At 69.8% G+C, this 26771-nt stretch carries 30 protein-coding genes and 1 pseudogene; 15 read left to right on the top strand and 16 right to left on the bottom strand.

The window, feature by feature from the left end:
* The 3 genes from ABZ484_RS32270 to ABZ484_RS32260 all read left to right on the top strand — a co-directional run.
* Window positions 1–449 (top strand): molybdopterin-dependent oxidoreductase (locus ABZ484_RS32270; RefSeq protein WP_358869477.1); only part of this gene is annotated, 449 nt, incomplete at its 5' end.
* Complete coding sequence (locus tag ABZ484_RS32265) at window positions 419–1174, top strand: ferredoxin reductase (protein ID WP_358869476.1); 756 nt, start codon at window positions 419–421, stop codon at window positions 1172–1174. The genes ABZ484_RS32270 and ABZ484_RS32265, both read left to right, overlap by 31 nt.
* A 1-nt stretch (window position 1175) precedes the next feature.
* Window positions 1176–1484 (top strand): DUF6510 family protein, encoded by a 309-nt coding sequence (locus ABZ484_RS32260; protein WP_358869475.1) that lies wholly within the window; start codon window positions 1176–1178, stop codon window positions 1482–1484.
* 156 nt (window positions 1485–1640) lie between these two features.
* Here ABZ484_RS32260 and ABZ484_RS32255 read toward each other — a convergent pair whose 3' ends face one another.
* Both ABZ484_RS32255 and ABZ484_RS32250 read right to left on the bottom strand, forming a co-directional pair.
* Complete coding sequence (locus tag ABZ484_RS32255; RefSeq protein ID WP_358869474.1) at window positions 1641–3491, bottom strand: AfsR/SARP family transcriptional regulator; 1851 nt, start codon at window positions 3489–3491, stop codon at window positions 1641–1643.
* Between the two features lie 363 nt (window positions 3492–3854).
* The gene (locus ABZ484_RS32250) at window positions 3855–4526 is read right to left on the bottom strand and encodes a TetR/AcrR family transcriptional regulator (protein ID WP_358869473.1); all 672 of its coding nucleotides are present in this window, start codon (window positions 4524–4526) and stop codon (window positions 3855–3857) included.
* 370 nt (window positions 4527–4896) lie between these two features.
* On the opposite strand from ABZ484_RS32250, the gene ABZ484_RS32245 reads away from it, so the two are divergent.
* Window positions 4897–5535: an RraA family protein gene (locus tag ABZ484_RS32245; protein ID WP_358869472.1), complete on the top strand. Its 639-nt coding sequence runs from the start codon at window positions 4897–4899 to the stop codon at window positions 5533–5535.
* 71 nt (window positions 5536–5606) lie between these two features.
* Here the strand turns inward: ABZ484_RS32245 and msrA are convergent, their stop codons facing one another.
* Window positions 5607–6161 (bottom strand): peptide-methionine (S)-S-oxide reductase MsrA, encoded by a 555-nt coding sequence (gene msrA / locus ABZ484_RS32240; protein WP_358869471.1) that lies wholly within the window; start codon window positions 6159–6161, stop codon window positions 5607–5609.
* A 457-nt stretch (window positions 6162–6618) separates the two neighbouring features.
* Between msrA and msrB the strand changes: the two genes are divergently transcribed.
* The 4 genes from msrB (at window position 6619) to ABZ484_RS32220 (ending at window position 9422) form a co-directional block, all read left to right on the top strand.
* Entirely contained in the window at window positions 6619–7086 is a 468-nt protein-coding gene (gene msrB, locus ABZ484_RS32235) for a peptide-methionine (R)-S-oxide reductase MsrB (protein ID WP_358869470.1), read from the top strand.
* Window positions 7087–7198: 112 nt separating this feature from the next.
* The gene (locus tag ABZ484_RS32230) at window positions 7199–7528 is read left to right on the top strand and encodes a hypothetical protein (protein WP_358869469.1); all 330 of its coding nucleotides are present in this window, start codon (window positions 7199–7201) and stop codon (window positions 7526–7528) included.
* Window positions 7529–7748: 220 nt separating this feature from the next.
* The gene (locus tag ABZ484_RS32225) at window positions 7749–8495 is read left to right on the top strand and encodes a phosphotransferase (protein ID WP_358869468.1); all 747 of its coding nucleotides are present in this window, start codon (window positions 7749–7751) and stop codon (window positions 8493–8495) included.
* A gap of 216 nt (window positions 8496–8711) precedes the next feature.
* Window positions 8712–9422 carry a hypothetical protein gene (locus ABZ484_RS32220; RefSeq protein ID WP_358869467.1) on the top strand — a complete coding sequence of 237 codons (711 nt, stop codon included), beginning with the start codon at window positions 8712–8714 and terminating at the stop codon, window positions 9420–9422.
* A gap of 44 nt (window positions 9423–9466) precedes the next feature.
* On the opposite strand, the gene ABZ484_RS32215 is transcribed toward ABZ484_RS32220, so the two are convergent.
* The 3 genes from ABZ484_RS32215 to ABZ484_RS32205 all read right to left on the bottom strand — a co-directional run bounded on the left by ABZ484_RS32215 (window position 9467) and on the right by ABZ484_RS32205 (window position 12090).
* Entirely contained in the window at window positions 9467–10189 is a 723-nt protein-coding gene (locus ABZ484_RS32215) for an SMI1/KNR4 family protein (protein WP_358869466.1), read from the bottom strand.
* Between the two features lie 78 nt (window positions 10190–10267).
* Window positions 10268–11074: an MBL fold metallo-hydrolase gene (locus ABZ484_RS32210; protein WP_358869465.1), complete on the bottom strand. Its 807-nt coding sequence runs from the start codon at window positions 11072–11074 to the stop codon at window positions 10268–10270.
* A gap of 323 nt (window positions 11075–11397) precedes the next feature.
* Complete coding sequence (locus tag ABZ484_RS32205; protein ID WP_358869464.1) at window positions 11398–12090, bottom strand: DUF4328 domain-containing protein; 693 nt, start codon at window positions 12088–12090, stop codon at window positions 11398–11400.
* A gap of 298 nt (window positions 12091–12388) precedes the next feature.
* Between ABZ484_RS32205 and ABZ484_RS32200 the strand changes: the two genes are divergently transcribed.
* Window positions 12389–12940 (top strand): GNAT family N-acetyltransferase, encoded by a 552-nt coding sequence (locus tag ABZ484_RS32200; protein ID WP_358869480.1) that lies wholly within the window; start codon window positions 12389–12391, stop codon window positions 12938–12940.
* A gap of 42 nt (window positions 12941–12982) precedes the next feature.
* Here the strand turns inward: ABZ484_RS32200 and ABZ484_RS32195 are convergent, their stop codons facing one another.
* The 4 genes and pseudogenes from ABZ484_RS32195 to ABZ484_RS32180 form a co-directional block, all read right to left on the bottom strand.
* Window positions 12983–13627: a DNA alkylation repair protein gene (locus ABZ484_RS32195; protein ID WP_358869479.1), complete on the bottom strand. Its 645-nt coding sequence runs from the start codon at window positions 13625–13627 to the stop codon at window positions 12983–12985.
* Between the two features lie 72 nt (window positions 13628–13699).
* Window positions 13700–14104: pseudogene (locus ABZ484_RS32190) on the bottom strand (cytidine deaminase); the annotation flags it as partial.
* A 331-nt stretch (window positions 14105–14435) separates the two neighbouring features.
* Complete coding sequence (locus tag ABZ484_RS32185) at window positions 14436–16103, bottom strand: NAD(P)/FAD-dependent oxidoreductase (protein ID WP_358869478.1); 1668 nt, start codon at window positions 16101–16103, stop codon at window positions 14436–14438.
* A gap of 313 nt (window positions 16104–16416) precedes the next feature.
* Complete coding sequence (locus ABZ484_RS32180) at window positions 16417–17121, bottom strand: TetR/AcrR family transcriptional regulator (RefSeq protein ID WP_358869463.1); 705 nt, start codon at window positions 17119–17121, stop codon at window positions 16417–16419.
* A 115-nt stretch (window positions 17122–17236) separates the two neighbouring features.
* On the opposite strand from ABZ484_RS32180, the gene ABZ484_RS32175 reads away from it, so the two are divergent.
* On the top strand, window positions 17237–17779 hold the full coding sequence (locus ABZ484_RS32175; protein ID WP_358869462.1) for a VOC family protein: 543 nt from the start codon (window positions 17237–17239) through the stop codon (window positions 17777–17779).
* Window positions 17776–18447 carry an NAD(P)-binding domain-containing protein gene (locus ABZ484_RS32170; RefSeq protein ID WP_358869461.1) on the top strand — a complete coding sequence of 224 codons (672 nt, stop codon included), beginning with the start codon at window positions 17776–17778 and terminating at the stop codon, window positions 18445–18447. The genes ABZ484_RS32175 and ABZ484_RS32170 overlap by 4 nt, the downstream gene beginning before the upstream one ends.
* A gap of 110 nt (window positions 18448–18557) precedes the next feature.
* On the opposite strand, the gene ABZ484_RS32165 is transcribed toward ABZ484_RS32170, so the two are convergent.
* The 4 genes from ABZ484_RS32165 to ABZ484_RS32150 form a co-directional block, all read right to left on the bottom strand.
* Complete coding sequence (locus ABZ484_RS32165) at window positions 18558–18986, bottom strand: VOC family protein (protein ID WP_358869460.1); 429 nt, start codon at window positions 18984–18986, stop codon at window positions 18558–18560.
* A gap of 165 nt (window positions 18987–19151) precedes the next feature.
* Complete coding sequence (locus ABZ484_RS32160) at window positions 19152–19754, bottom strand: dihydrofolate reductase family protein (protein WP_358869459.1); 603 nt, start codon at window positions 19752–19754, stop codon at window positions 19152–19154.
* Entirely contained in the window at window positions 19751–20617 is an 867-nt protein-coding gene (locus ABZ484_RS32155; RefSeq protein ID WP_358869458.1) for a metalloregulator ArsR/SmtB family transcription factor, read from the bottom strand. The genes ABZ484_RS32160 and ABZ484_RS32155 overlap by 4 nt, the downstream gene beginning before the upstream one ends.
* A 304-nt stretch (window positions 20618–20921) precedes the next feature.
* Window positions 20922–21833 carry a YcxB family protein gene (locus ABZ484_RS32150; RefSeq protein ID WP_358869457.1) on the bottom strand — a complete coding sequence of 304 codons (912 nt, stop codon included), beginning with the start codon at window positions 21831–21833 and terminating at the stop codon, window positions 20922–20924.
* Between the two features lie 329 nt (window positions 21834–22162).
* Between ABZ484_RS32150 and ABZ484_RS32145 the strand changes: the two genes are divergently transcribed.
* The 4 genes from ABZ484_RS32145 to ABZ484_RS32130 all read left to right on the top strand — a co-directional run bounded on the left by ABZ484_RS32145 (window position 22163) and on the right by ABZ484_RS32130 (window position 24446).
* Entirely contained in the window at window positions 22163–22648 is a 486-nt protein-coding gene (locus ABZ484_RS32145; protein ID WP_358869456.1) for a DUF2975 domain-containing protein, read from the top strand.
* Window positions 22648–22869, top strand: a complete 222-nt coding sequence (locus tag ABZ484_RS32140; protein ID WP_358869455.1) for a helix-turn-helix transcriptional regulator — start codon at window positions 22648–22650, stop codon at window positions 22867–22869. The genes ABZ484_RS32145 and ABZ484_RS32140 overlap by 1 nt, the downstream gene beginning before the upstream one ends.
* A gap of 78 nt (window positions 22870–22947) precedes the next feature.
* Window positions 22948–23622, top strand: a complete 675-nt coding sequence (locus ABZ484_RS32135; RefSeq protein ID WP_358869454.1) for a GNAT family protein — start codon at window positions 22948–22950, stop codon at window positions 23620–23622.
* A gap of 80 nt (window positions 23623–23702) precedes the next feature.
* Window positions 23703–24446 (top strand): TetR/AcrR family transcriptional regulator, encoded by a 744-nt coding sequence (locus ABZ484_RS32130; RefSeq protein ID WP_358869453.1) that lies wholly within the window; start codon window positions 23703–23705, stop codon window positions 24444–24446.
* A gap of 22 nt (window positions 24447–24468) precedes the next feature.
* Here the strand turns inward: ABZ484_RS32130 and ABZ484_RS32125 are convergent, their stop codons facing one another.
* Entirely contained in the window at window positions 24469–25254 is a 786-nt protein-coding gene (locus ABZ484_RS32125; RefSeq protein WP_358869452.1) for an ABC transporter permease, read from the bottom strand.
* On the bottom strand, window positions 25251–26249 hold the full coding sequence (locus ABZ484_RS32120; RefSeq protein WP_358869451.1) for an ATP-binding cassette domain-containing protein: 999 nt from the start codon (window positions 26247–26249) through the stop codon (window positions 25251–25253). Before ABZ484_RS32120 ends, ABZ484_RS32125 begins: the two co-directional genes overlap by 4 nt.
* Window positions 26250–26771 lie beyond the last annotated feature (522 nt).

Raw genomic sequence — 26771 nt, 5'->3', positions numbered from 1 at the left:
CGGAAACCGGGAAGCGGCACGAGTGGGACTGGGCAGGCCTGATGGCACTCCCGGCGGAGTCCCCCACCGTGGACCTGCACTGTGTGACGAAGTGGTCGAAGTTCGACACCGAATGGCGAGGCGTGTCCCTGGACGTTCTGCTCGCGGACGTGGAGACGGCCGCAGAGAACGTCCTCGTCACCTCGTACGGGGGCTACACCACGAACATCCCCCTCGCCGACCTGGTCGACGGAAAGGCGTGGATCGCCTACGGCTACGGGGGCAGCGACCTGGCGCCCGAACACGGCGGCCCCGCCCGGCTGCTGGTCCCGCACCTGTACCTGTGGAAGTCCGCGAAGTGGGTGCACGGGATCGAACTGCGGCAGAGCGACACGCCTGGCTTCTGGGAGAGCGCCGGCTACCACAACTACGGAGACCCATGGCGAGAACAGCGGTACCAGGGAGACTAGGCGACCGGCTTCGCTGGCGGATCGCCGAGGTGACGGGCCGGCGCGTGGAGTCGGCGACGGCCGTCACCCTGACGCTGGACCTGCCGGACTGGCCCGGCCACCTGGCCGGACAGCACGTGGACGTCAGACTGACCGCGGAGGACGGCTACAGTACCCAGCGCAGCTACTCGATCGCCTCAGCCCCCAACGGCCGAGGCCTCGACCTGACGGTCCAGCGAACGCCCGGCGGAGAAGTGTCCCCCTACCTCGTGGACGAACTCGTGCCCGGGGACCAACTGGAGCTGCGCGGGCCCGTCGGTGGCTGGTTCGTCTGGAGGCAGCAGCAGACGGAGCCGATTTTGCTGGTGGCGGGCGGATCGGGACTCGTGCCTCTGATGTGCATGATCCGCGCGCGCGAGGCGGTCGGCAGCCGGGTCCCCTTCCGGTTGCTGTACGCGGTGCGGACCCCGTCGGACCTGCTGTACCGCTCGGAGCTCCGCGCAGGGGCGCCGGGGCTGGATACGACGTACCTCTACAGCAGAGAAGCCCCCGCGGACTCGCCGCGCCCGCCGGGGCGCATCACCCCCGAGGACTTGGTCCGCGGCGGCTGGCCCCCCGACTTCGAGCCGACCTGCTATGTCTGCGGGCCCACGGCGTTCGTCGAGAAGACGGCCGCCTACCTGGTGCTCCTGGGACATGCACCTGAGCGAGTACGTACCGAGCGCTTCGGCGACAGTGGAGGTTGAGATGGCGTCCGTGGAGGCCGGCGGCCCGTATGTGGACGATGCCCACGACGGGTATGTCGACGGAAACGCGCTGGCGGGGCCCCTGTCCGAGGTCTTCGCCGTCGATGTGACCGCCGCGACGTGCCGATGCACCAACTGCGGCTGCACGGGTCCGCTCGCTTGCCTGCACGTGTACATGCACGCACCGGGCCTCGTCGGGCGCTGCCAGCAGTGCGGGAAGGTCGTGCTGCGCATGACGCGCACGAGGGACGCGGTCTGGCTCGACATGAGCGGCGCGTCCTCGCTGGCAATTCCGTTGGGAGAGGCCTGAGTTCGCCGCGGGTGCCGCAGCGCCGTACCACCGCCTCACTTCCCGAGCAGCTCATCACCTGCGTTCGGAAGCGGTCATCACTGACTTGGTCCGGCCACCGACCCGCCGTCCGCAGGTCCTGACGGCGCCGGCTGTTGATGGCACGGCCGGGCCGCCCTACCAACGGGCCGGTTCGCCCTGGTCGAGGAACCGCCGCCCCGCCTGCTCCGATGCGTACGCGGCCACGAGCCGGTTCCAGCTGTACCGGCCCGGGCCGATCTCCGAGACGAGGTGCGCTCGAGTGAGGCGCGACAGGACCTGGCGCACCCGGCATTCGGGCCGTCCGGCCAGGTCCGCGACCTGCGATGCTGCGAATATGGGGTGTGGGCAGGCGCTCAGGTCGCGGAAGAGCGCGGCCGTTTCCGTGTCGAGTACGCGGTACGAGCGGCTGATGGACACGCGGACGTCGAGCGCCTGGTCCTCGTCGCTCGCGAAGGCGTCCAGGACGCTGTGCTCCGACGTCTCGTACTCATCGGCCAGGCTCGCCAGGCGCAGCTGCGGTCGATAGGCCGCGCGGGCTGCGACGTTGGCCAGGGCCAAGGGAAGTTGACCGGTCAGCCGGATGATGCGGTCGACGGCCTCTGGTTCAGCCGCTGTCCTGGCGGCGCCAAGTCGGCGCGCGAGGAGGCTGCGTGCGTCCGTCTCGCTCAGAGGTGTGAGTGTCAGGGGAAGTGCCTGGTAGGCGGCGACGAGCGCGTGCAGTTGCATGCGGCTGGTGACAAGAGCCATGGAGCCGGGGCCTCCGGGGAGGAGGTGCTTCAGCTGGTCCGTGTTCCACGCGTTGTCGAGCACGACGAGCACTCGGCGGCCGGCGAGCAGGCCGCGGAACATCAGCCCCCGCGCCTGCGCGGTCTCGGGTATGTCCTCGGGGCGGGCCCCCAGGGATTGCAGGAAGTCCTCGAGCACGTGCGCGGGGTCCCGTGGCTCGGCCTCCGGTCCGGCTCCTTGAAGGTCGGCGAAGAGCTGGCCGTCCGGGAAACGGTCGGCCAAGCGGTGGGCGACGGTGGTGGCGAAAGCCGTCTTGCCGACGCCGGCCAGTCCGCCGACCGTGCAGATGGCCACGGAGGACGACGCCTCCGCATCGGCGACCAGGCGCTCGACCCGCTCCTGCTCTCTCTCGCGGCCGACGAGGCTCGGCAGGGCGGCTGGGAGCTGGGCCGGGGCGTGAGACGGGGGTGTGCGTGACGGGTTCTTCGGACGGTCGGCGCTGTGCGGGAGCTGAAGCCGCCCGGAGAGGATGCGCTCGTGGACTTGTTGCAGTTCCGGCGACGGGCTGACCCCGAGGCGTTGACGCAGCAGGTGACTGGTCGTGTGGTAGATGGTCAGGGCCTCGGACTGCCGCCCGGCACCGTAGAGCGCGGTCATGAGGAGGCCGCACACGCGCTCTCGAAGCGGGTGCTCGACAAGCAGGGCGGACAGTTCTGCGGCAGCCTCGGCGTAGCGCCCGATCTCCACTTCGCAGGCGAGCTGCTCCTCCGCACAGGCGAGGCGTAGCTCACCGAGGACACCGCGCTGCCGGCTCGCGAACGGCCCCGGGACCCCGGCCAGGGCCACCCCCTTCCACATGTCGAGGCCCTCGGTCAGCAGGCTCGCCGCGGACGACAGGTCGCCGGTGCTGCGTGCCTCCCTCGCCCTTGCCGCTGTCTCCTTGAACCTGTTCAGGTCCAGGGCGTCCGGTCGGATGTGCAGCAGATAGCCCCCGTCGACCAAGCGCACGGAGCTGTCACTCTGCTCCCCCAGTGCCTGCCTGAGCCGGTACACGTAGGTGCGCACGGAGCCTGCGGCCGACGGTGGGGCCTCGTCGCCCCACACGTCCTCCACCAGCCTCGAGGGGCTTACCGGCTTGCCCGCCCTGAGCAGCAGCGATGCGAGCACGGCGCACTGCCTCGGCTGACCGGCTGCGGCCTCGCCCCCCTGTCGGTGCAGCCGGACCGGGCCGAGCACTGAGAACTGGACGCCTGGGTGCATGGCGACTACCGCCCTGGGGATCCTCGTGAGTCTGGGTGCCGGCCGTCCACAGGGGGGCCGCTCTCCTCAAACATACCGCAGATCGGCCCGTTCTTCTGGACTAAATAGTCCCTTCCGGGGAGGCGACCTGCCTGTTGCGCAGGGGCCGAAGGGGGCCGCCGCTTTTCGATGGCGGCTGGGGCTGCGTGCGGGCAGTGCGGGCAGTGCGGGCAGTGGGAGCGTGCGGACGAACGCGTCCTCCCGGCCGTCGCACGCCGGCCGCCCATCGGGAGGGCGATGAAGTGCAGCCGGCGCGAAGACCGCGACGCGACCGCCGGCGGTGTCACGCCGGGACTTCTCGACGCCGTCTCGCCCCTGGACGGGTTAGCGCCCTCCCGCGTCCCCCTCAGTCGGATCGCCGTCCCCGGCGGGCACGGCATAGGCCTTGACGTGGCCGATCGCCATGTCGAGGGCGATCCTCATGGGTTTGACGTCCTGGGCCGTCTGCGCAAGGAGGTAGCCGCCTTGAAGGGCGGCCATGAGGCCTGTGGCCAGTTCTCCGGCGTCCGCGTCGGCACTGAGGACCCCAGAGTCCTTCATTCGCACGAGCCCAGCCTCGAGCAACCCCTCCCAGGTATCGAAGTGCCGGGCGATCGCCTTGCGCATCTCTTCGTCCTGGTCGGCCAGCTCGCTCGCGAGGGAGCCGAGCGGGCAGCCGTACGCTCCGTTTCGGAGCGCGTTGCGTTCGATCACCGCGTCCCGCCAGCGCTCCAGCCCGCGGAGAGAGCTGAGCCGCCGCAGCAGCTGGTGCTGGCGTTCGAGCAATTCCGCGGCCTGCAATGCGACAACGTCCCGCACCAGCGCATCCTTGTCCGAGTAGTGGCGATAGAGCTGGGATTTACTCGTTCCGCTGGCCGCCCTGACATCGTCGAGGGTCGTGAGAGACACTCCCCTGACGTACATCATGTCGGCGGCGGCCCTCAAAATGCGCTCGCGCGTCACCCGCCCGCGCTCAGTCAGCCGGGAGTCGTTTTTGTCGCGCGCCTGTTCCGCCACATTGGCCAGATTACCGGTGCGAACGGTAGCAGGACCCGGAATGGACTTCAAGGTCCTTTTTCCGGCCCTAAAGTGCGGTGGCCGCGCTCGGCGACGGGGAGGTGCTCGAGTACGGCGGCCACGGGTTGCAGGTACGCGGCCAGGCCGGACCGTCACCCTCGAACCTTTGGGCCGGCTGCGACGAACGTCCACGCCTCGCTGCGCCATGCCCACCTCCACGGCACAGCAAGGCGCCGGATGCCCTCACAGTGTGTGACCATCGTGCGCAGAGCGTGCGTGCCTCATGCCTGACATCCGCCGCTGCGCCACAGAACCATGTCCGACTCCGCCGGCGGTCGAGACCGGTGGCCCTCTCGAAAGGAAGAAGCCGATGACGAACAACACCCTGGCCACGAGGGCCGCCCGCCTCGGATGCGCCACGCTCGTCGACGCCATGGGCCGGATCCACGGCCACCGGGCTCACCTTCCCGCCATGTCGAGCCCCGATCCCCTTCGCCCCCTCTTCGGGCGCGCCGCCACCATCTCCTACCTGCCGTACCGCGAGGATCTACCGGAGACAGGCCGCGACTTCAGGCACTACTTCTACGGAGCGCTCGGGGAAGGGCCGGCCGCAGAGCACGTACTCGTGCTGTCCAGCGGCGGCTACCCCGACGTGTCGCACGGCGGCGGCACCAAGCTCGCAAGGGCGGACAGCGCCGGACTGGCCGGCGTCCTGGCAGACGGCCGCCTCCGGGACTTCGGCCAGCTGCGCGACTACGGATTCGCCACGTGGTGCACGGGGGAGGCGGTCCGCTGGGGCGGCGACACGGTGATGCCTCACGCGTTCGGCGTGGCCGTCGAGGTCTCCGGCGTGTGCGTGAACCCGGGCGACTACGTCTACATGGACAGCGCCGGCGGCGTCGTGATCCCTGCAGCGAGCCTGCAGCAGGTCTTCGCCATCGCGGAGGACATCTCGGCCGATGAAGCCGCGGCTGCCGGAGACATCCGGGCCGAAAGCCCTCGGCCGTGACAGTTGCGGCGACTGGCCGGTATGCAGGTGATCAACGAGACGATGGTCGTGGTCGTGGTCGTACGGTGCCCTCAGGCGGAGGGCGTCGCGCGCCTGGGCAGCACCCAGTCTTCGCGCGGGAAGTGGCACGTGTAGCCGTTCGGATAGGTGATGAGGTAATCCTGGTGCTCGGGCTCGGCCTCCCAGAAGGGGCCTGCCGCCTCGATCGTCGTCACGGCCTTGCCCGGCCACAGGCCCGACGCATCGACATCCGCGATCGTGTCGCGTGCGACCTGCTCCTGCTCGGGTGACAGGGGGAAGATCGCCGAGCGGTAGCTCGTGCCGATGTCGTTCCCCTGGCGGTTCAGGGTCGACGGGTCGTGGATCTGGAAGAAGAACGCCAGAATGTCACGGTAGGTCGTCTGCGCCGGATCGAAGACGACCTCCACCGCTTCGGCGTGGCCGGGGTGGTTACGGTACGTTGCGTGATCGTTCTCTCCACCGGTGTATCCGACGCGCGTGTCCAGTACGCCGGGCTGCCGGCGAATGAGGTCCTCCATGCCCCAGAAACACCCTCCGGCCAGGACGGCCGTCTCGGTGCCCGGCTTGCGGGTGATCTGTCCGGTGTCGTGCGTTCCGCTGGTCATGATGCGTGCTCCTTTGTGCTGGTGGTGTTGGCTGTTTGAACAGTGAGCGGCACTCACAAGCAGCTTTCGTGGCCGCGTGGGCGTTACCTCCAATCATGGCCCACGGCGCTCGACGAGACGTTGGCGATGCGACCCCAGCCGACCTTGACCACGCCCGGGGCGAGTGCGGGAGCGATGACATTGATCTTCCAACGCCCTGTGTGGGATGGGCTCGCCCACACCCGGGGTGCACCGCGCAATCCGATGAGCCAGCGGGCCCACCGGATTGCGCCTGCACCTACCTCATGAGCGTCGGTCCCTCGCGCCGTCTTACCGGACCATGTCGCTCTGGCGCTCGTCCCTCGCCGCCCTCGCACCGGGCGTCTCTTCGCCGTGGGTCCCGGCGCGTCGCGGTAAGAAGCGGGCGGCGCAGGACGCAGAAACCAGGACGCTGCCGCGCTCCCCCCGGGAGGTAGACATGACGGAGTACAGCAAGAGTCCTGAGCGCGTCTCACAGCTCACGGACCAGCAGTACCGAGTGACGCAGCAGGACGAGACCGAGCCCGCGTTCGCCAACGCCTACTGGGACAACAAGGCGTCCGGGATCTACGTGGACATCGTGTCCGGCGAGCCCCTCTTCGCCTCGGTCGACAAGTACGACAGCATGACCGGGTGGCCCAGCTTCACGAAGCCGCTCAGCCCCGACCACGTCGTCGTGACCCCCGACACCAGCCATGGCATGGTCCGCGTCGAAGTCCGCTCGGCGCACGGGGACAGCCACCTCGGCCATCTGTTCCCCGACGGGCCCCACGACCAGGGCGGACTGCGGTACTGCATCAACTCCGCGTCCCTGCGCTTCGTCCCCGTCCAAGATCTCGAACGAGAGGGCTACGGCCAGTACTTGCACTTGTTCGACGCAGTGCAGGAAGACACCGCCGAAACCTGACAGGCAGCCCTCGGCCGCAACACCCCCGGCCGGGGCGTCACTCCCCGCGTGCGGCTGCACGCTTCCGACCGAACTGCGCCCACGGCGCCGGGCGCGACAGGAGGACGACACCATGATCAGAAACCTCGACGACGTATTCGCCGAAGACGCCACCCCGGTACCACCCGAACAGCTCCCGGCCGCTGTCACCGCTGGAGCCCTCGTCTACACCGACGGGACGACGCAGTCCTTCGACCCCGACGGGACCACCCGCTACGTCGAAGACGGACGTCAGACGGAGGGCACATGGTCCATCGACGAGAACGGCCGCTTCTGCTCGTTCTGGCCACCCTCCTTCCGAGCCTCGTACGACCTCCGGTGGATGGTCGACGAGGGAAGAATCGTCGGCCTCCGGTTCTCGGATCTCGCGAGCGGAACCCCTTTCGAAGGGCGCTACCAATAGCCGCCTGACCTGCCGGAGCCGGCCGCTGACTGGAAGGGAGCCCGTGCTGGAGTCCTCTCGTGACCGCGTCGATCGCGCGGGCCCGCTTCTTGGTCACAGTCGAAGAGGTGGATGCCGTTCACGAGGTCGCCGGGTAGCGGGACTTGGGCTCGGTCAGCCGCGTAATCGGGCGCGATAAACCCGGCGACGGCGGCGGTGATCCCCGGGATACTGGTCGCCCATGGATGAGGTCAAAGTCGTCGTCGCCCATTCCGAGCGCGCGACTCTGCGCGTCGGCGACGTGTTCCTGAAGGTGGACACCGATCAGGCACGCGTCGACGTCGAGGTCGAGGCCATGTCCCTCGCACCGGTCCCGACCCCGAAGGTCCTGTGGCGCAAGCCGCCCGTGCTCGCGATCGCCGCACTCCCGGGGACGACGCTTGGGCGCCTCGGCGGACCCTCGACCGGATCGCCGGCGGCGTGGGCCGCGGCGGGCGCCGCCATCCGGAAGCTGCACGACGCGCCGCTGCCACCCCGGCCGGGCCGGGCCGGGCGGAGCATCGTCGCGCTGGCGGCGGAACTCGACGACGAGTGCGAGTCGCTCGTGACGAACGGTGTCCTTCCCGCCGACCTGGTCACCCGCAACCGCCAGGTCGCCGAGGCCGCGCTCCGGCCGTGGACTCCGGCGTTCACGCACGGCGACCTGCAGATCGCGCACGTCTTCGTCGACGGCGACGAGGTCACGGGCATCATCGACTGGTCCGAGGCGGGCCAGGGTGATGCCCTGTACGACCTCGCCACCTTCACGCTCGGACACGAGGAGCACCTCGACGACGTCATCGCCGGCTATGGCGCTGAAATCGACCTGGACGTGATCCACGCGTGGTGGTCGTTGCGAAGCCTGCTGATAGTTCGCTGGCTGATCGAGCACGGCTTCGACCCCTTCGCGCCGGGCTGTGAGGTCGACGTGCTGAGATCGCGGATGTGAGGCCGCGCGGGCAGCACTGCTGCGTATGCGTTCTGACGCAGCGAGCAGGCCGCCCCAGCGGTACGCGCCCCGGCCGGAGCCGTGCCCGAAGCCGCGCGCCGGGCGAAGTGCGGGGTGATCTGGAACCGGCCGACCGGCTCTCGAGCGAGGCAGCCCTCCTGCGGGGCACGGAAAAGCATTCGACCACCCGCCCGGGACGGGCCATGATCCGCATTCGTGACGACGTCAAAGCAGCTCATGGTCCGGGCCGCCGCCCGCAACAACGCCGAATGGTGCGCGACGATGAGCCGATCGCACGGTCTGGCGAGCGAGTTCGGCGTGCAGGCCTGGACCGCCCCGGTCCGCACGCCGCGGTACTACCCCGACGCGGTGACGCTCGTGCCGGGAGTCGATCCGGCCACGCTGGCGGCGCGGATCGACACCACCACGCCGGGCGCCTCCGTCAAGGACAGCTTCGCTGACCTCGACCTGAGCGAAACCGGCTTCCATGTCCTGTTCGAGGCGCAGTGGATCCACCGCCCAGCGAGCGCGCCCGCCATGTCATCGGTTCTTGACTGGGACGTGGCGGGCGACTCGGACACGTTGCGCGCCTGGGCACTGGCCTGGGACGAGGGGGACGGCAACGCAAGCCTCTTCCGGCCCGAACTGCTTGACGATGCGGCCACCTTCGTGCTCGCCGGCCGGTCCCGCAGCGGCCGGGTGGTCGCCGGTGCGGTGGCGAGCCGCAGCGACCAGGTGGTCGGAATCTCCAACGTCTTCGCATCGGACGGCAGCCCTGACGCGGCCTGGCCGGGCGTGCTGGAGGCGGTGCACCGGCTGTTCCCCACTCTGCCGGTGGTCGGCTACGAGCACGGCGATCACCTGGCGGCCGCCGTCCACCACGGCTTCGAGCCGGTCGGGCCACTACGGATCTGGGTGCACGGATAGACGTGCTTCAAGGCGAGGGGAATGCACCGGAGTCCGGGACGTGGTCAGCGCTGGTGGTTGAGCCAGTCACCCGGGATCAGGTCACGCACGCGGTCGAGGTCTTCCGCCGTCCGGCCGCGAGCAAGGATGGCCGCGCCGTCGTCATCGCGCAGAAGGACATCTTGGCCCAGGAACCACCGTGTCTCCTCGCCCATGGGGTATGCCGGGAAAGGCAGTCGGACGCAGTTCGCCTCCAGTACTTCAAGGCAGTCGTCATCCGGGTCCAAGAAGTCGCAGAGCTCTTCATCGGCCTGCAGGGACTCGGACAAGGTGATCTCGATGAAGCAAAGGGACACACGCTCCAACCAGGCCTCCCACCGCTCGGCGCTCTTGTCGGCAAGGTCGAGCCGGATGAGCACTGCAGGATCGTCATCCTGGAGGCTGTCGAGAAGAACGCCCCAGGAGGCGGCTCCCTGGTTCTCGTGACGGAAGACCAGGGCCTCTTCTGCGTCATCGACATACAGCTCTGCGGGACCGAGCAGCACATCGTGGTTGCTGGTGAGATCTCGCCGGCGTCCGAACAGCAGGTACGCCTCGCGCAACGCCGTCGGCAGTCGGAGACCCAGCCTCTCCTCGGCAGCATCGAGATCGGCTTCCGTCCATCCGTCATCGCCTCCCAGGACGGCGCCGACCCAGTGGGCGGCGAAGCCCTGGATGAAGGTCCAGGCACCATCTCGGTCTTCGACGCCTCTGGCGAGCGACGCGGCAAGATCGAACCCTTGTGTCATGCCGGGACGATATCCGTCCCTCTCATCAGCCCCCTTCGCGCCCCGACACACCGACCGGCTGTTCCCCGGCCGGCTCGGTCAGGATGTCGATCCGGCAGACCCGCCAGGGGCCCACTGGCCCTTAAGCCCGCGGGCCTGCTCCACGTTCGACCGGTGGGGGCCGGAGAGCCAGTCCGCGTGCGGCCCGAGACGCGCGTCGGCCGGCTCCTCTCCTCGCCGGAGGGCGTCGACGTAGGCGTGATCGGCGGCGAGGCGGGCCGCCACCTCGGGGCCTTCGGCGACGGCGCCATGGCCGGGGACGACGACATCGACGTGCCTGGCGGCGTCAGCCAGCCGGTCCAGCGCGGCCTCGTAGGCTCCCACCTGATCGTCTTGGCGAACGTCGAAGAGCGGGATCAGGATGTCGGAGAGCATGTCGCCGGCGAGCAGGACGCCGCGGTCCGCGAGGAGGAGCGCGGCATGGCCGACAGCGTGCGCCTGGTGCTCGATGATCTCGCCCGGCACCGGTCGGCCGTCCGCGGGCAGTGGGGTGACCAGCGCGACCAGGTCGAGAGGGATGCCGGCCGCGCTCTCCGCCGCCATCGCCTGCGCCCGCTCCCGGGCTTGACCGGCGACGTGGGCGGCGGCGGGGGTGGCGTAGCGCGGCACGTCGCCGAACCGGGGATGCCAGAGCAGGTGGTCCCAGTGGGGGTGGGTGGAGAACCCCGCGACCACCGGAATGCCGAGCCGGTCCACGTCATCGGCGAGTTGGTTCAACTCGGAGCCGTCGATGCCGGGGTCGATCAGGATCAATCCGTCCTCCCCGCGCACCACGACGGAATTGGTCCAGACCCACTCGCTCTCCCGGACCCAGACGCCGTCGGCCACCTGATTCAGCTTGCCCATCCCCACTCCCATCGGCTGAGTACGGTGCTGAGACTGCGATGCGCAGCCGAACTCATCGCTTTCAGCTCCCGCTGGGCGCAGATGTGTGGTTGAGGTGAGAAGCGTTGTCGCCGGCATTCGGCTCTTCGACCGCGCGCTCGGCGCTCTCGCGCCGCTTCGTCAAAGGCCCTTGATGTCGCTGCTTACTGACTTCGGCTCATCGGAGGGTCGCCGAGCGCGACGAACAGGCCGTCACCACGTGGAAGTTCGAACGGCTCCGACGCCGTGATCACACCAACGACAGCAAGGATCATCCCTCGAACAAGGTCATCAAGGGGCGGAGGTCAGTCGGTCAGCTGCTCCTCGAGGCGCTGGACGGAACACGGAGTGCCCATCCCGTACGGTCCGTGCATCGCCTTGCTGCGCTGCATGGTGGTGAGCTGGACGGCGAAGTACGCGGCGGCCGCGGCGGCCAGGACGTGCAGCGCGTCGGAGAGGATGTATTGCACCAGTCCGTCCTGGATCTCCGTCAGCGTTCCGGCGTCCTCGTACTTGGTTGCGACGAAGGTGTTGAACAAGGCCGCGAAGACGAACAGCGCCCACCACAGGTTGAGCGGCCAGATCCGCGGCCGGTGGCGCTCACCGTCGGAGGGCAGTGGCGTGGCAGCTCCCCACATGTCAAAGGCGACGCGGTATGGCATCCACAGGTTCACCAGCGGGACGACCCAGGCGCCGATGGCCCAACCAGGGCCGTTGCGGAACCGATCGGGTGCCAACGGCCCGGTGGCGCGGCGCATCCGGAAGAACCAGACGGCGAAGGCGATCGCGCAGGGCAGGAACAGCATGACCTGGTAGCGCGCGGCCGTCTCGTACAGCGAGGCGGCGGCTTCCACTTCTCGATGGGAAGCCGTGGGGAAGCCGCCGTTCCCGTCGATCGTCAGCCGGTACCGTACGCCGGCAAAGATGCTGAACAGGTCGCAGAGCGCCGCGAGCGCCAGTCCCGTGAGCGCGGCGACAAGGAACCCCCGCGACGGCACACGAGTCGACCCGGGCAGCGATGGCGGCGGATGCAGTGCGCGAGATGCGAACATGACGATGAGACCCCCTGCAGACTCCCCAATGCGGCAGCGCTGCGGAAGATCACGCAGCCGACGCACGATACGCCCGGCGCGAGTATCCCGTCCATGACAACCCGGGAGCGGGCGACGTCCTCGTCCCGTACACCGGAGGTGTCCGCGCACAGGTTCGCGAAGGCGGCCTCGATCGAGCAGGTGGCGAACAGCGTCATCGCATTATCGGATCGCTCCCTGGGCTTGATCACGTTAGGTTGGCGTGGTGTCCGAACTGAGAACCGAGCGTCTTGTGCTCCGGGGCTGGCGGGAGACCGACCTGGCTCCGTGGGCTGTGATGAACGCCGATCCAGAAGTCCGTAAGTACTTTCCTGGGGTACTCACCCGAGAGCAGAGCGACGCGTCCGTGGCCCGCTTCCAAGCGGAGCTCGAACGGCGGGGCTGGGGATGGTGGGCGGTCGAAGTGATCGACACCGGTGAGTTCATCGGGTTCACCGGCCTGGATCCGGTGGAAGACGGCATGCCGTTCACGGGCGTGGAGGCAGGCTGGCGCCTGGCCCGCTCAGCGTGGGGGCACGGCTATGCGACCGAGGCGGCCCAGGCCGTGGTGACCTTCGGCTTCGACTCCCTGGCGCTGCCGGAGATCCTCGCGGTCACGACGGTCACCAACCTGCGGTCTCAGGCTGTGATGCGTCGCATCGGTATGAGCCGTGACCCTTCTGACGACTTCGACGACCCGACCGTGCCGCCCGGGCCGCTGCGTCCGAGCGTGGTGTATCGACTCCCTCGCGGCAGACAGCGGCCCACTGAGCGATAGCGTCAGCCGACCTTGACGGGCTCCTGCCCTTGCAGCCGGTTCCTACTTGTTGTGCTGCCGACGCACCATCTCCGTGATCCAGGTCGGCGCGAACGGAGACGTGCAGCCCGGAGAAGTCGGGTAGTCCTTGAGCACCTCCAGGCGCTCACCGATGGCGATGGCACGGGCGCGGTGCTCGGCGTGCTCGATCCCGATCTGAGCCAGGCAGTGGTTCATCGCCCACTGCAAGCGATCCGGGGCATCCTTCATCTCCGCCTCGATGACGTCGAGCAGTCCTGCGAGATCGAGGCCATCGGGCTTCTTCTTCACGCGTTCGGTGGTCAGCGCCCAGCCGGCACTCGCGACCACGGGATCCGGATCGGCCGTCCAGGCCAGACGCAGCTCTTCGGAGTGCGAGTTCTTCTTGACCACGTAGTTCACGAGCCAGTCGTGCACCTTGGGCGCGCGTGCCTCGCGCACCATGGCGTCCAACTCGTCGCGCCCGAACGCCTTCGGGCGGCAGATCAGGATCGCCAGGAGTCTCGCCGCGGTTTCACGCGTCTCCCAGAGCCGGCACGCGAGTTCCTGCTGCGTCTTCAGCCGCTTCGCGAGTGCGCGCAGCTCGCCGAGGTTCACACCGTGATCGTCACCGTGTTTCTCGTTCACAGCACGGGTCTTCGGGTCCTCGAGCTTGGCCAGCTCGGCCATCACCTCGCCCACCGTCGTCTCGGCCACCTCAGCCTCCCGCGCTCGGCCACTCAAGGGTGCGCTCGCCTCGGTGTCGAGTTGGTGGTCCGCCCAGACATAGCTCTCGGGAAGCAGGCCGGTGACGGGCACCATCCGGAGGCCGTCGCCGGCCCCGACGATGACCTTGAGGGCAGGAAAGTAGTCAAGAAGGACCTGGCGGCAGCGGCCGCACGGGGGCACGACGCCTCGGTCTCGGTCACCCACGGCGACGATGGTGTCCAGGTCATAGGCACCCTGGGCGGCAGCGGTGCCGATCAGGACCAGCTCCGCGCAGGGGCCTCCGGTGAAGTGATAGGCGTTCACCGCGGTGACGATCCGTCCGTCTCGGGCACGCGCCGCAGCGGCCATGGTGTGGTTGTCGCCCCGGCAGCGTGTGGCCGCGACGTGTGCCGCAGCCCGGATCAGCTCGTGGTCCACACCGTCGGTCTCTGTGTTCATCTTCTCCGTCTTCCTGCACGGTCAGGCGATGCTCGCCCCGTCGACGACGGAGCGTAGGCGACGGTCGTCGGCGTGACGACTTCGCCGGATGATGTCGCGTCACATCATGCTGCCCCGCATCTTGTGGGTGGCGTGGCCGGTACCGTCGAGGGTGAAGCAGCGCGGGGCGGCGAGCAGGGCGGCGAGGTGGGCTTCGATGCGATGGGGCCAGGGGCAGGCTGCCGGTCGGGGTGAAGGCGATCCCGACCTTGTTCGCCGCGGCCCCGGTGCCGACCCGCTGCCACTTCTGGGGGCATCAGGCTGAGCACGCTGAGCAGTCCGGACTCGCTCTTCAGAGATACCGCCTGTGCCGCGATGTCCGCGCCCTACCGATCAGACCGGAATCTCTGAGGGCTTGCCGGGCTGCGAGCCGGCCGGACGTGGCGTTGTTGCCTGCGCCGGGCCAGGTCGCGGCACCGGTCAGGTACAGGCCGGGGATCGCCGTACGGTAGCCGCTGTGCCCGTACATCGGCCGGAAGCAGAAGTTCTGGAAGAGGTGGTGGCTGCCGGCGACACTGTCGCCGCCGACCAGATTCGGATCAGCCTCTTCGAGATCCTGAGGGGTGTAGACGGTCGTCCCGACGATCCGTGACGTGCTACCGGGGGCGTACCGCTCGAGCTTGCGCAGTACGCGGTCGGTCATCGGTTCGGCCGCTTCGGGCCAGCGGGTGTGCCGGATGCTCCCGGCCGCGTCCCCGGAGATGACCGAGGGCAGGGTGCGGACCTGGATCCAGACGACGTGGCGGCCCGCCAGGGTCCGAGTCGGGTCGACCGCGGACGTCTGTCCGACGACGAGCAGCGGTTCCACGGGCAGGAGCCCTGCCTGGGACTCGGCATAGGTGCGTGCGAGATCATCGACGTACGGTGCCACGTGCACGTACCCGAAGCCGGACAGCTCGTCTCCCGCCTCCCAGGGCAGGGGACCGTCGAGAGCGAGGTGCACCATCATGGTGCCGGGGCCGTACCGGTAACGGCATGCATGGCGACGCACCTGGGCAGGCACCTGCTCGCCTCTCAGCAGCCGCTGGTACAGGATGGCCGGCCCGACGTTCGCGATGACGGCGCGACGTGCTGCCAGTGTGTCGCCGTCGGTGCAGCGCACACCGACGGCTCGGCCGCCGTGGCACAGTACACGGTCCACCTCCGCACCGGTGTGGACCTGGCCACCGTACTCCGTCAGCAGGGCGGCGAGTGCCCGAGGCAGCCGCTGCGCGCCGCCCTCGACCACGGACATGCCGTTCTCCATGTCGGCGAACAGCTCCAGCAGCGGGAACATCGCGCCACCGGACACGTCTGGACCGAAGTCCAGGTGCATGCCCCAGCACGCCGCCATGGTCCGCGCCTCTCTGGTCGCGAACCAGGTCTCGCCCAGCTCCCGGGTACTCATCAACAGCGTGCGGGTGAGTTCTGCCGCGCCGCGCAGGCCACGGTGGCGCAGCAGGCCCAGCACCTGTCGGACGGCCGCATTCGAGGGCACGGCACTTCCGTAAAGGCCGAACAGGTACGGTGCGAATCGCTTGTACTGCTGGTAGAGGCCCGCGAACCCTTCGGCATCCCCGGCGTTGTGTGCCGCCAACTGCCCGAGGGTGCGTTCGTAGTCGGAGTGGACGCGCAGGCTCAGCCCGTCCGGGAAGGCGTTGGCATAGGGGCGCTCGGTGGTGCGGAAGCGCAGTCCGTGGCGGGACAGGCCGGGTGCGAAGTCGGCGTACGCCTGAGATGCGAGGAAGAGGTTCTGGTTGGTGGAGTACAGGTCGTGCACGAAACCGGGAACGGTGACCTCACCGCCCGCGATGGCGCCACCCACCGCGTGGTTGCGCTCCAGCACGGCCACCGACCACCCTGCCCGAGCCAGGTACAACGCCGCGACGAGCCCGTTGTGGCCGCCGCCGACGACGACCGCATCGTAGGCGCCTGCTTCGGTCATCGGCCGTGCCGCCCGCCGAGCCTCGTGCCGCGGCAGGAGACGAACCGTTCAGTGACCGTGTCCGGGACACGGACAGCGCCGGGCGCGGTCCGCACCCCCGTCTCGGCCCAGCCCGTTGTTGCCGACGCCTGGGCGTCCTTCCCAGTGTCCATATGCGTCCACGATCGGATGCGTCGCTGCCGTTGTCTTCGGCGGCCCCTCATGCCATGTTCCCTCCCGTTTCGCCGGGCCGCGACACCACCGCCGGGCCGCGGCACCACCGAGGCTCGCCCGATCATGCCGACCAGGTCGGACGACGCCGGGATCACGTCGTCACGCGCCGAGGGGCCGTGCCGAGACGCGGCCCGGCTCATGGGGCGCGCAGGCCGGCCAGAACGATGTCCAGGTACGGGGCGCCCGTGGCATGGTCGCGGACGAGCGTGGTGGGCAAGGCGCCGACGAGGGCGAGGACTTCCTGCGCGGTGACGTCCGGGCGGATCGCGCCGCCGCGTTGGCCGGCGGTGAGGAGATCGGCGAAGGCTGCGCGCATGGGGGCGCAGGCGGCGGCCACCGGCGAGTCCGGGTCGTCCAGCGACTTGCCGATCTGCGCGCTCATACCGCCGTAGCGACGCCCGCTGCGGTAGTACAGGCGCAGCCAGTCCGCGACGACGGCGGCGGCTTCGTCCGGGGGCCGTGGCGTGTTCGTCGCGGTCAGCTGCTCGGTGTACGCGCGGGCGCGCGTCCGCAGGTCGGCGAGCTGGTCGTCGATCAGCACGGCGAAGAGGTGTTCGCGAGTGGGGAAGTTGCGGTAGAGGGTGGCGCGGCCGACGCCGGCGCGGCGGGCCACCTCGTCGAAGGGGGCGTCGATCCCTCCGGAGGTGAAGACCTCGCGGCCCGCCTCCAGCAGAGCGGCGTAATTGCGCCGGGCGTCCGCCCGGCGTCCCCGTCCGGTGGCTGCGTCGGACCCCGCTCCGGCACGTGCGCCGCTCGTACCGGCGGTGCCCGCCGTGCCCGCCGCGCCTGCCGTGCCGTCCTCCGCCGCGCCGTCCGCCGCTCTCCCCGTCGCCTTCGCCATGACCGGGAGCCTAAGTGGAACCGGACACGCTGTCCAGTTATGCTCCGTCCAAGAAAACGGACACCGCGTCCACTTTGGTGTGGGCGCCTCACATCCCAGGAAGGTGGGACGTGGCATGCAACGCATCTGGCACATGGGCCTCGCCGTCCCCGACCTCGAAGCGGCCAAGCAGCAGCTCGGCGAACTCTTCGAGCTGAGCTGGCGGCCGGTCGTCACACGCTCGCTCACCGTCTCCGGCGCAGACGGCGCCGCACGGAAAGTGGACGTCCGCGTGACGTTCTCCATGGGCGGCCCGTTCGCCATCGAGATCTGGCAGGGGATACCGGGCACGCCCCTGGCCGTCCCCGAGACCGGCTGGCTGCATCATCTCGGTTACTGGGCAGCCGACCACGCCGCCGAGCGGGCCCGCCTGGAGCGGCTCGGCTACCCGCCGTTCCTGCGCGGAGACGCCGGCCTCACGGTGAACCGCGGCCCCGGCGGCCTTGGCCTCGAACCGTGCGACCTCGGACGCGACCAGCCCTATCTTCGCGACCTCTACCCACCGGACTCGCCGTTCCACGGCGAGCCCGTCCTCCCGATGGCCAGCGCCGGTGCCGGCGCCGAGGCCGAAGGCGGTGCCGGTGCCGGTGCCGAGGCCGAAGGCGGTGCGCTGGTATGAGGATCTCCGTCATCGGAGCGGGGAGCATCGGCGGGACCCTGGCGCTGCGTTGGGCTCGGCTCGGCCATGAGGTGCGGCTCGCCAACTCCCGCGGACCGGGGACGCTGGCCGGGCTGGTCGCGGGCACGTCCGTGGCCGCATCACGGATCGAGGAGGTGGCGACGGGAGCGGAAGCGGTCGTCCTCAGCATCCCGTTCGGCGCGGTGGCCGCGCTGCCGGGCGAGGTCGTGGCGTCGTTCCCGGCAGGCGCGGTCGTGGTCGACACCGGCAACTACGTGCCCCATAGGCGGGACACCGTGATCGACGCGATCGAGGCCGGTCAGGTGGAGAGCATGTGGGTCGCTGAGCAGTTGGGAAGGCCCGTGGTGAAGGCGTTCAACACCATCGGCGCAGCGAGTCTGCGCGACAAGGCACTGCCCGCGGGAGCGCCGGGACGTGTGGCCGCGCCCGTCTGCGCGGACGCCGAGCGCGACCGGCGGGTCTGCTCGTCCCTGGTGGACGATGCGGGCTTCGCACCACTGGACGCCGGGCCCCTCGCCGGCTCCTGGCGTCAGCAGCCAGGCACTCCCGTCTACACGGCCGACCTCCCGCCGGCCGAGGCGGTCGCCGCGCTGGCGGCGGCGCAGCCCGACCACACCACTGCGTGGCGCTCCGCCTGGGCGAGCTGAACCGCTCGGCTGTACGAAGGCCCGGCTCAGCGGCGGCGGCCGCCGCTGCTGAGCCGGACGGCCCTTCCGGGACGGAGGCGACTCCCCGACGTCTCCGGCTCGGAGATCGGTCAGTCGATGCAGAACTCGTTGCCCTCGATGTCCTGCATCGGGATGCACGCATCATTGCCGTCGTACAGCGTCTGCACGTGTACCGCGCCGAGCGGGACCAGTCGTGCGCATTCGGCCTCGAGTGCGGCGAGGCGCTCTTCACCCACGAGTCCGGTGCCGACCCGCACATCAAGATGCACCCGGTTCTTGGCGGCCTTCCCTTCGGGGACGCGCTGGAAGTACAGGCGCGGGCCCACTCCTGAGGGATCGACGCAGGCGAACCATGAATCCCGCTGCTCGGCTGGCTGCGAACGCTGGAACTCGTCCCAAGTGGCGAACCCCTCCGGTGGCGGCGGTACGACGTACCCCAGCACCTCGCACCAGAAGCGGGCGAGGCGCTCAGGTTCCGCGCAGTCGAAGGTGACCTGGAACTTCTTGATCGCTGGCATCGGCGCACCATAGCAGGGGACTTGCCGCCGAGCGGGGCCGCCGCCACCCGTCGCGCCCCGAGCCATCTGCGATGCGAGTGATCGAACCGGACCGTACGCGAGGACGATGCGACCGTGGCGGCGGAGGCCACCCATGGTCCTCGTCCGCAGAGCTGATCGGTCGGCTCAGCGGACCCGGTCGTAGACGAGGGCCAGCGTGCCGTGCTCGCCCGCGGCCTGACTGACGAGCGTCCACTGCCCGGCGGGCAGACCGTCGTCGAAGAGGCGGGGCCCGCCGCCGAGGAAGACCGGGAAGACCGTGAGCGCCAGCCGGTCGACCTTGTCGGCCGCCAGCAGCGCCTTGATGACGCTCGCGCTGGAGAGCACGAGAATGTCACCGCCTTCGGTTGCCTTCAGGTCCCCGACCACCTCGGCGGCCGGCTTGTCGACGATCGTCGCCCGCTCCCACGGCGCCTGGTCGAGGGTCGAGGAGAGAACCACCTTGTCGGTGTCGACGAGCCACTTGGCGAAGCCCTCGTCGCGCGGGTCGGCGCCCTCCATACCGATGACGGTGGGCCAGAAACCGAGGAATCCCTCGGCGTTGACCCGCCCGAGCAGGGCCGTCGTGGCCGACTGCCAGAGGCTCGTCAGGTGGTCGCGGGCGACGTCTGAGACGGCGTACGGCATCACCCAGCTCATGTCCAGCGGGTTGTCCGGCGCGGCGTAGTGGCCGTCGAGGGAGAGGGCCAGGTTGGTGACGACTCTGCGGCCGGCGGTCTGCTCTGTCATGTCATGCTCCTCGTGTCGGTGCTGTCGGTGTCGTGCGCGTCCGCGGTGAGGGTCGCGGCGAGAGTCGTGGCGAGCTTGTCCAGGCTCTGGCCGTAGCCGATCTCGATGCCGGCGATGAAGTCCGCGGAGTCGATCGTGCTGTTCGTGATGCGCCAGTGGACGTCGAGGTCTGATCCCGTGCCGGTGGGCCGGAGGTCCATGTCGACGTGGGCGGTGAAGGCGGGGCGGCCGTCGGGAAGCAGCGGGGAGAGCCGGTAGGCGAGGCGCTCACCGGGGCGTACGTCGTCGACGACTCCCTCCGCCCGGCCGGCGACCAGGTGGGAACCATCGGCGTCTTCGGCGTCGCGGTACTCCTGGACGATCCGCCCGCCGGGTCGCGCCTCGAAGACGAGCTCGGAGACGCGGAGGTCCTCGGGAGTCCACCAGTGTGCGAGCAGGACGGCCTCGGTCAGGTGGCGCCAGACCACCTCGGGGCGCCCCGTCAGCGACCGGTGGAATGTGAACGAGCGGTCGTCGGCCCATCCCGGCTCCTTCGCGGCGAGCCGCTCCGCGTGAAGGCCGCGCTCGTAGCGGTCGTACGTCGCCTGCGGGCCGCCGACCTGATCTGCGGTGTCGGCGATACGGCTGAGCGCGGCCGCCAGCTCCCGCAGGGGGCCGGGCCGGAGTGCGTAGATGCGGCGCTGCCCGGTGCGCTGGGAGGTCACGGCACCGGCGCGTTCAAGGGTCTGCAGGTGCTTGGTCGTCTGCGGCTGGCGCGCCTCGGCGAGCTGGGCGAGCACGCCGACCGGGCGGGGCCGCTCGGCCAGCAGGTTGACGAGCCGCCAACGGGCCGGGTCGGCCAGTGCGGCGAGGAGTGCGTCCATGAAGGCGAGTATTCCTCACGACGAATATTCGTGTCAAGGAATAATCGGGTTCCGCCTTGCAGTCCAGTAGCACGTCGATACCGGTGGGCCGGGCGAAGCGGCGCACGTTGGAGCGATCCAGCCGTGGTCAACGGGCGACGGCTCCCAGGGACTTGCCCTTGGCCGGCCGTTCCTGCACCGCGGCGTAGCGATCTCGGTACGGGCGACCGAGCGCCGCGGGCGGTCGAAGCAGCCACAGGTTGCGGCCCGAGGGTCGAACGGCTTCGCGCGGTCGGCCCGGGTCGGCTCGGAGACCTTGGCCCGCTCAGAAGTCGTAGCAGACGTAGGCGCCCTCCGGCCCGCGGGCGATCCGGTCGGAGCTCCAGCAGTGAAGCATCGGCCCGACGCGGTACACGGCGGCGCCACCGGCCAGCAGGACGAGGACGGCGAGTACGGCGGTCACGATCCGCATGGCGGTCATGCGCCGCACGAGCCACCACGCCCCGGCGACCGCAAGCGTCCCGAGCCCCAGCATGACCGCGGACATCGGGGCGGTGTTGTTCTGGATCCCGGGAAAGCGGTCCGGCTGCGTGACGCGTTGGACGGCGGCGAGGGCGAAGAAGAACAGCAGCAGCCCCAGCAGCAACAGTGCGACGGAGCCGGCGCCACGGCCGACGGCCCGGCCCCGGCTCCGCGGGCCTCCGGGCGCCTTGGTGGCATCCGCGCGCACGAGCCACCGGTCCAGGACCGCCCGCAGCCGGTCCACGTCCTCCGGGTCCGTCACGGCCCGCTTGGGCAGGACGACGAAACCGACGGCGGACTTGTCGGCGCTGAGAAGCACGAACAACTCCGGCGTCTCGACATAGCGCGAGTAGAGGTGCCAGTCGAGGCCGGCCGAGCTGTGCGCGGTGGTGAGCCGGACCCCGGCGTCGTCGACCGTCCCCCTGATGTCCCCCTGCCGTTCGGCGAGCCGGTGGAGGCGGCGCGCCTGCAACCACGGCACCGCGGTCATGAAGGCGACGAAGACCATCACCCCCGTATACAGCGGCCACGGTGTGTCGCGGTCGCCGGAGCCGGCCGCCGAGAGCAGGGCGCCGACGATCGCGACCGCCACCGCCCAGAGCAGCAGCCCGCGCTGGAAGCGTCCCGCGCCGGTGCTCCTCACGCGTGCCCGCAGCGCGGACGCCAATTCGCCAACGGTCGGCCGGTAGGCCAGCTCCACCGGCCTCTCAGCCACAGCATCCGCTTCCCTGCCCTCGGCCAAGTCCCCTCCCCGGTTCGGTGATCAACCGGATGGTAGAGGCTCTCCCAGCCACTTCGGCGACACTGTCCACGGCGGGCGCGGTCACGCGGGGATGAAGCTCGGCCACCAGGGCGGGACGTCAGCCGGGCACACGGGGGCGGGGTAGGACGGGGGCGAGGAACACCAGAGTCACGCCGTTGGCTGCCGCATCGATGCCGATGTCGCGAGCGGCCCATGCCCTACCCAGCCCTTGGTTGCTCCACAGTTGCTCTACCTATCGATATTCGATAGATTCCCATCGCAAGTCGATGGAAGGATGGGTCATGGGAAAGCTGGCAGTGCGTGCGCTGCGCGCCGTGCTCGTGGTGGTGCTGGTCGGCACCGTGTTCGTACAGGCATCGATGGTGTGGGCGATGGCCACCCACGAGGAGGAGGGGTCGCTCCCGCTGACCCCGCTGCGCGTGATCACGATCCTGGGCATGGCGTCGGCCCAGGTCACCGTGGTCTGCGTAGGGCGGCTGGTGACGATGGTGCGACGCGGAACCGTGTTCTCCCACGCCGCCTTCCGGTACGTGGACGGCGTGATCGGCGCGATCGTGGCGGCCGCCCTCATGTGGTTCGCGGTCACCGCCATCAACGCGCCCGGGCAACGGGACGACCCGGGCGTCACCCTCATCATGGGCGGTATCGGTGTCGCCATCCTGGGGGTCGCGCTCATCGTGCTCGTGCTGCGGATGCTGCTCGCCCAGGCCGTCGCGCGCGACGTCGAAGCGGCCCGGATGCAGGCCGAGTTGGACGAGGTGATCTGATGGCGATCGTCGTCGACATCGACGTGATGCTGGCCCGGCGGAAGATGTCCGTGGGCGAGCTCGCGGAGCGCGTAGGGATCACACCCGCCAACCTGGCGGTACTCAAGAACGGCCGCGCCAAGGCGGTGCGCTTCGCGACCCTCGCCGCGCTCTGCGAGGCGCTCAAGTGCCAGCCGGGCGACCTGCTGCGCTGGGAGCCCGAGGACGCCGCGAACGGATGACGATCACCATGTTCGGGCTCCGGGCCGAATAGGTGATGCCCACCAAGTCGGCGGGCCAATAGGGTTGCGCCCATGCCGATGACCGCCGCCTCGCCCTCGTCCGCATATCCCCCGCTGAACGTGCAGGTGCACACACCCCGTCTGTCCTTGCTGGGGGCGACAGATGAGCTTCTGGAGCGCCTGGTCCCGACGGTTCGCAAGGGCGTGGTCACGCGGCCTCCGTGGCCCTTCGACGATCCGATGTCCCTCTATGACGACAATCCGGAGCGCGAGTGGGGCTGGCTTCAGGGGGTGTGGCGTGGCCGCGGCCGGGTCAGCGCGAGCTTTTGGCGTCTGTACTTCGTCGTGGTCGTCGACGGTGAGCCGGTGGGCATGCAGGATCTGATCGCCACCGACTTCACCGCGTTCGGTACGGTCACCACCTTCTCCTGGCTCAGTCCGGACGTGCGGGGCGGCGGCTTGGGCAAGGAGATGCGGCAGGCGGTGCTGCATCTGGCCTTCGACGGGCTGGGGGCCCGCGAGGCGGGCAGCGATGCCTTCTTCGACAACCACGCCTCGAACCGCGTCTCCCAGGCTCTGGGGTATGTGCCGAACGGCGTCACCTGGGACACCCGCCGCGGCGAGCCGGCGGAGATCAGACAATGGAGGCTGACCCGCGAGCAGTGGATCGAGCGGCGGCGCGAGGACATCGAACTCGTCGCCGTCGGTGACTGTTTGCCGGTCCTCGGGATCGACCCTCCGACAGCCGGCTGATCATCAAGCGGTGATCTCCTTCTTGCCCGCGGCAGGCTCGGGATGTAATCGAGGACGCTGTACGCGATTACCATCGGCGTATGACCGATCCGAATCCGATCATCTGGTTGCGGCGGGAGAGAGGGGCGCGCGGACCGGCTCCGGCCTACAGCCGTGAGCGCATCGCCGAGGTGGCGATCACGCTGGCGGACAGCGAGGGCATCGAGGCGGTGACGATGCGGCGCATCGCCAAGGAGCTGGGCACCGGCGCGATGACGCTCTACCGCTATCTGCCGAACAAGGAAGACCTGTACGCCGTGGTGATCGACCAGGCCCTCGGTTTCGAAGCGCAGGAGCCGACCGGTGACGTGCGTGCGGATCTGGCCACGTTCGCCCGCCGGTACCGGGAGACGTTGCGCCGGCACCCCTGGCTTGCGCACGCCATGGCCGGCAGGCCGATCATGGGCCCCAACATGCTCCGTGCCAACGAGCGCGACCTCGCTCTCGTCGACGGCCGCGGACTGAGCATCGACGACATGGTCCACGTCGTGAACCTCATCCGGCACTGGGTCACAGGTGCCGGCCAGGCCGAGACGGCGGAGCGGGAAGCGGCCTTGCGCTCCGGAGAGGATCGCAAGGCCTGGCAGGAGCGGATGGGGCCCTATATGACCGAACTGTTGGCCACCGGCCGCTTTCCCTACCTGGAGCGGTTGGTGCACGAGGCGCGGCACGGCGGCCACGACGAGCAGTTCGAGGCCGGCCTCGCCATCTTGCTGGACGGCGTCGAGGCCCGTTTCCCGGCCCTGTCCCGCCCCCCGGGGAACGAGCGGCCCGAGCGCTCCTGATGAACCGCTCCGGGGCGCGGGTTCACAGGCCGGCGCGGGCGAAGCGCCGTACCGAGAGCGGGACGAAGACCACCAGGAGCAGCGCGGCCCACAGCAGGGTCGCGGTCAGCGGGTGGGTGAGCGGCCAGGAGCCGTCCGCGGCAGGCACCCCGGGATTGCCGAACAGCTGCCGGCACGCGGCGACCGCGGCACTGATCGGGTTCCACTCGCAGAGCGCCCGCAGCCAGGCAGGCATGCCGTCCGTCGGCACGAACGCGTTGGACAGCATGCTGAGAGGCAGGGTGAGGGGCGACAGCGAGTCGGCCGTCTGCTCCGACGACAACAGCAGCCCCAGGTACGTACCGACCCAGGACATGGTGTAGCGGAAGAGGAGCAGGACACCGACCGCGGCCACGGCGCGGCCGAGGCCTTCGTGCGCGCGCCAGCCGATGGCCAGCCCGCAGGCCAGCAGGACGACCAGTCCGAACAGTCCCGTGACGGCGTCCGCGCCCGTCTGGCCGACAGGCACCGCCATGCGGGACGCGGGCATCGAGCGCAGCCGGTCGGTCACCCCGCGGCTCTGGTCGGCGGCGACGTCCACCATCGCCGAGGACAGCGCGAACATGCCGGTCATCACGAACAGGCCGGGCATGAGGTACTCGCGGTAGTTCCCGCCGCCGGGTACTTGGATGGCGCTGCCGAAGACGTAGCCGAAGAGGACGACCATGACGGCGGGAACCACCAGCATCGCGACGAGGGTGCCGGGCTGATGCCGCAGTTGGAGGAGCTTGCGCTCGACCAGGGTGAGACTGTCCGCCAGGACGATCACGCTGCCGCCTCCTGCTTCCCGCGCTGTTCGGGCCCTTCTCCGGTCCGCCGTTCCGCGAGGTCCTCCGCGGGGCGGCCGGTGAGAGTGAGGAATACGTCGTCGAGGCTGGGCCTGCGGACCCCGACGTCCTGAATCGCCACCCCTGCCGCGTCGAGTTCGCGCACGATCCGCGGCACCGACGGCGCCTCGCCGTGCACGCCCGTGACGATGCGCAGACCTTCGGTCCGCGGCCGGCCTCCGGTCATCCGCCCGAGGACGGCCACGGCCTCCCCGAGGTCGTCCTCGCGGCCCACCTCGACATCGATGTGACCGCCGATCCCGGTCTTGAGCTGGGCCGGGGCGCCTTCAGCGATCACCCGCCCGCGGTCGATCACGGCCACGGCCGAGGCGAGCCGGTCGGCCTCCTCGAGGTACTGGGTGGTGAGCAGCACGGTCGTGCCGGCCGCGACCACCTCGCGCACGATGGCCCAGATCTCCAGACGGCTGCGCGGGTCGAGTCCGGTGGTGGGCTCGTCCAGGAAGAGGACGGACGGCGCGCGCAGCAGGCTCGCGATCAGGTCGATGCGCCGCCGCATGCCGCCGGAGTAGGTGCTGACCAGCCGGTCGGCTGCCTCGGTGAGCTCGAACCGCTCCAGCAACTCGTCGGCGCGCCGGCGGGCGCCGGGCCGGCCCAGCCGGGCCAGTCGGCCGAAGACCCGCAGGTTCTCGCGGCCGGTCAGTTTCTCGTCCATGGCCGCGTGCTGCCCGGCCAGCCCGATGGCTTCGCGGACCTTGCCCGGGTGTTCCCCCACGTCGAAGCCGGCGACGGTGGCCCGCCCGGCCGTGGGGCGGGTCAGGGTGCTGAGAATCCGGACGGCGGTGCTCTTGCCCGCGCCGTTCGGACCGAGCAGCCCGTAGACGGTGCCGGGCGGAACGGCCAGGTCCAGGCCGGTCAGCGCTTCGACGTTACCGAAGCGTTTCCGCAGGCCCTGGGCCGACACGATGGGTGAATCCACGTCTCCTCCACTTCGCCGATAAAGCGAGTACGTCGTACGCGGTATTACTGTACGTAAGCGAGTACGTTGTACGCAACTCGTTGAGCGGAGCGTGCGGCTTTCTACGGCATTCGAGGTCGCCGACGCCGACCACCCGGGGAGGGCCGGCAGCATTCCGGCAGCAGGCTCCGGAGGGGCCCCAGAAAGCCCTCCAGAGGGCCTCCCGATGTGAGGCCACCCATAGGAGCCAGATCACATCCGAAGGAGCGTCGTAGGAACAGACCGCACTTCACCAGTGCAGAGGCTCCCATAACGGCACATTCTGGACATCTCTCCGATGTCGGGTAGTACGTCACACCTTTGCACCCCACCCCGGCCCCGGCTAAACATGGTCGTCGTTGCACGGCAACCGGGCAGGACGGAACCCCACCGACCGCCCCCGGACCGGAGCAGCACCGGGGCCCCGCCCCCGTGCCACCGCCACGACAGTGGCCGGCACCCTGACGACGACCCCCCACCGGAGAGTTCCTTGCGCATGACGAT

Origin of the sequence: Streptomyces sp. NPDC006393 (assembly GCF_040628575.1) — a bacterium.
Lineage (GTDB): Bacteria > Actinomycetota > Actinomycetes > Streptomycetales > Streptomycetaceae > Streptomyces.
This window is presented reverse-complemented; position numbering and strand designations above follow the sequence as displayed.

What these genes read in the sequence shown, in the direction of transcription:
- ABZ484_RS32265 (WP_358869476.1), top strand. Translation starts at nt 419, where the DNA reads ATGGCGAGAACAGCGGTACCAGGGAGACTAGGCGACCGGCTTCGCTGG.
- ABZ484_RS32260 (WP_358869475.1), top strand. Translation starts at nt 1,176, where the DNA reads ATGGCGTCCGTGGAGGCCGGCGGCCCGTATGTGGACGATGCCCACGAC.
- ABZ484_RS32255 (WP_358869474.1), bottom strand. Translation starts at nt 3,491, where the DNA reads ATGCACCCAGGCGTCCAGTTCTCAGTGCTCGGCCCGGTCCGGCTGCAC.
- ABZ484_RS32245 (WP_358869472.1), top strand. Translation starts at nt 4,897, where the DNA reads ATGACGAACAACACCCTGGCCACGAGGGCCGCCCGCCTCGGATGCGCC.
- msrA (WP_358869471.1), bottom strand. Translation starts at nt 6,161, where the DNA reads ATGACCAGCGGAACGCACGACACCGGACAGATCACCCGCAAGCCGGGC.
- msrB (WP_358869470.1), top strand. Translation starts at nt 6,619, where the DNA reads ATGACGGAGTACAGCAAGAGTCCTGAGCGCGTCTCACAGCTCACGGAC.
- ABZ484_RS32230 (WP_358869469.1), top strand. Translation starts at nt 7,199, where the DNA reads ATGATCAGAAACCTCGACGACGTATTCGCCGAAGACGCCACCCCGGTA.
- ABZ484_RS32225 (WP_358869468.1), top strand. Translation starts at nt 7,749, where the DNA reads ATGGATGAGGTCAAAGTCGTCGTCGCCCATTCCGAGCGCGCGACTCTG.
- ABZ484_RS32215 (WP_358869466.1), bottom strand. Translation starts at nt 10,189, where the DNA reads ATGACACAAGGGTTCGATCTTGCCGCGTCGCTCGCCAGAGGCGTCGAA.
- ABZ484_RS32210 (WP_358869465.1), bottom strand. Translation starts at nt 11,074, where the DNA reads ATGGGCAAGCTGAATCAGGTGGCCGACGGCGTCTGGGTCCGGGAGAGC.
- ABZ484_RS32195 (WP_358869479.1), bottom strand. Translation starts at nt 13,627, where the DNA reads ATGGCCGAGCTGGCCAAGCTCGAGGACCCGAAGACCCGTGCTGTGAAC.
- ABZ484_RS32180 (WP_358869463.1), bottom strand. Translation starts at nt 17,121, where the DNA reads ATGGCGAAGGCGACGGGGAGAGCGGCGGACGGCGCGGCGGAGGACGGC.
- ABZ484_RS32175 (WP_358869462.1), top strand. Translation starts at nt 17,237, where the DNA reads ATGCAACGCATCTGGCACATGGGCCTCGCCGTCCCCGACCTCGAAGCG.
- ABZ484_RS32170 (WP_358869461.1), top strand. Translation starts at nt 17,776, where the DNA reads ATGAGGATCTCCGTCATCGGAGCGGGGAGCATCGGCGGGACCCTGGCG.
- ABZ484_RS32165 (WP_358869460.1), bottom strand. Translation starts at nt 18,986, where the DNA reads ATGCCAGCGATCAAGAAGTTCCAGGTCACCTTCGACTGCGCGGAACCT.
- ABZ484_RS32160 (WP_358869459.1), bottom strand. Translation starts at nt 19,754, where the DNA reads ATGACAGAGCAGACCGCCGGCCGCAGAGTCGTCACCAACCTGGCCCTC.
- ABZ484_RS32155 (WP_358869458.1), bottom strand. Translation starts at nt 20,617, where the DNA reads ATGGACGCACTCCTCGCCGCACTGGCCGACCCGGCCCGTTGGCGGCTC.
- ABZ484_RS32145 (WP_358869456.1), top strand. Translation starts at nt 22,163, where the DNA reads ATGGGAAAGCTGGCAGTGCGTGCGCTGCGCGCCGTGCTCGTGGTGGTG.
- ABZ484_RS32140 (WP_358869455.1), top strand. Translation starts at nt 22,648, where the DNA reads ATGGCGATCGTCGTCGACATCGACGTGATGCTGGCCCGGCGGAAGATG.
- ABZ484_RS32135 (WP_358869454.1), top strand. Translation starts at nt 22,948, where the DNA reads ATGACCGCCGCCTCGCCCTCGTCCGCATATCCCCCGCTGAACGTGCAG.
- ABZ484_RS32130 (WP_358869453.1), top strand. Translation starts at nt 23,703, where the DNA reads ATGACCGATCCGAATCCGATCATCTGGTTGCGGCGGGAGAGAGGGGCG.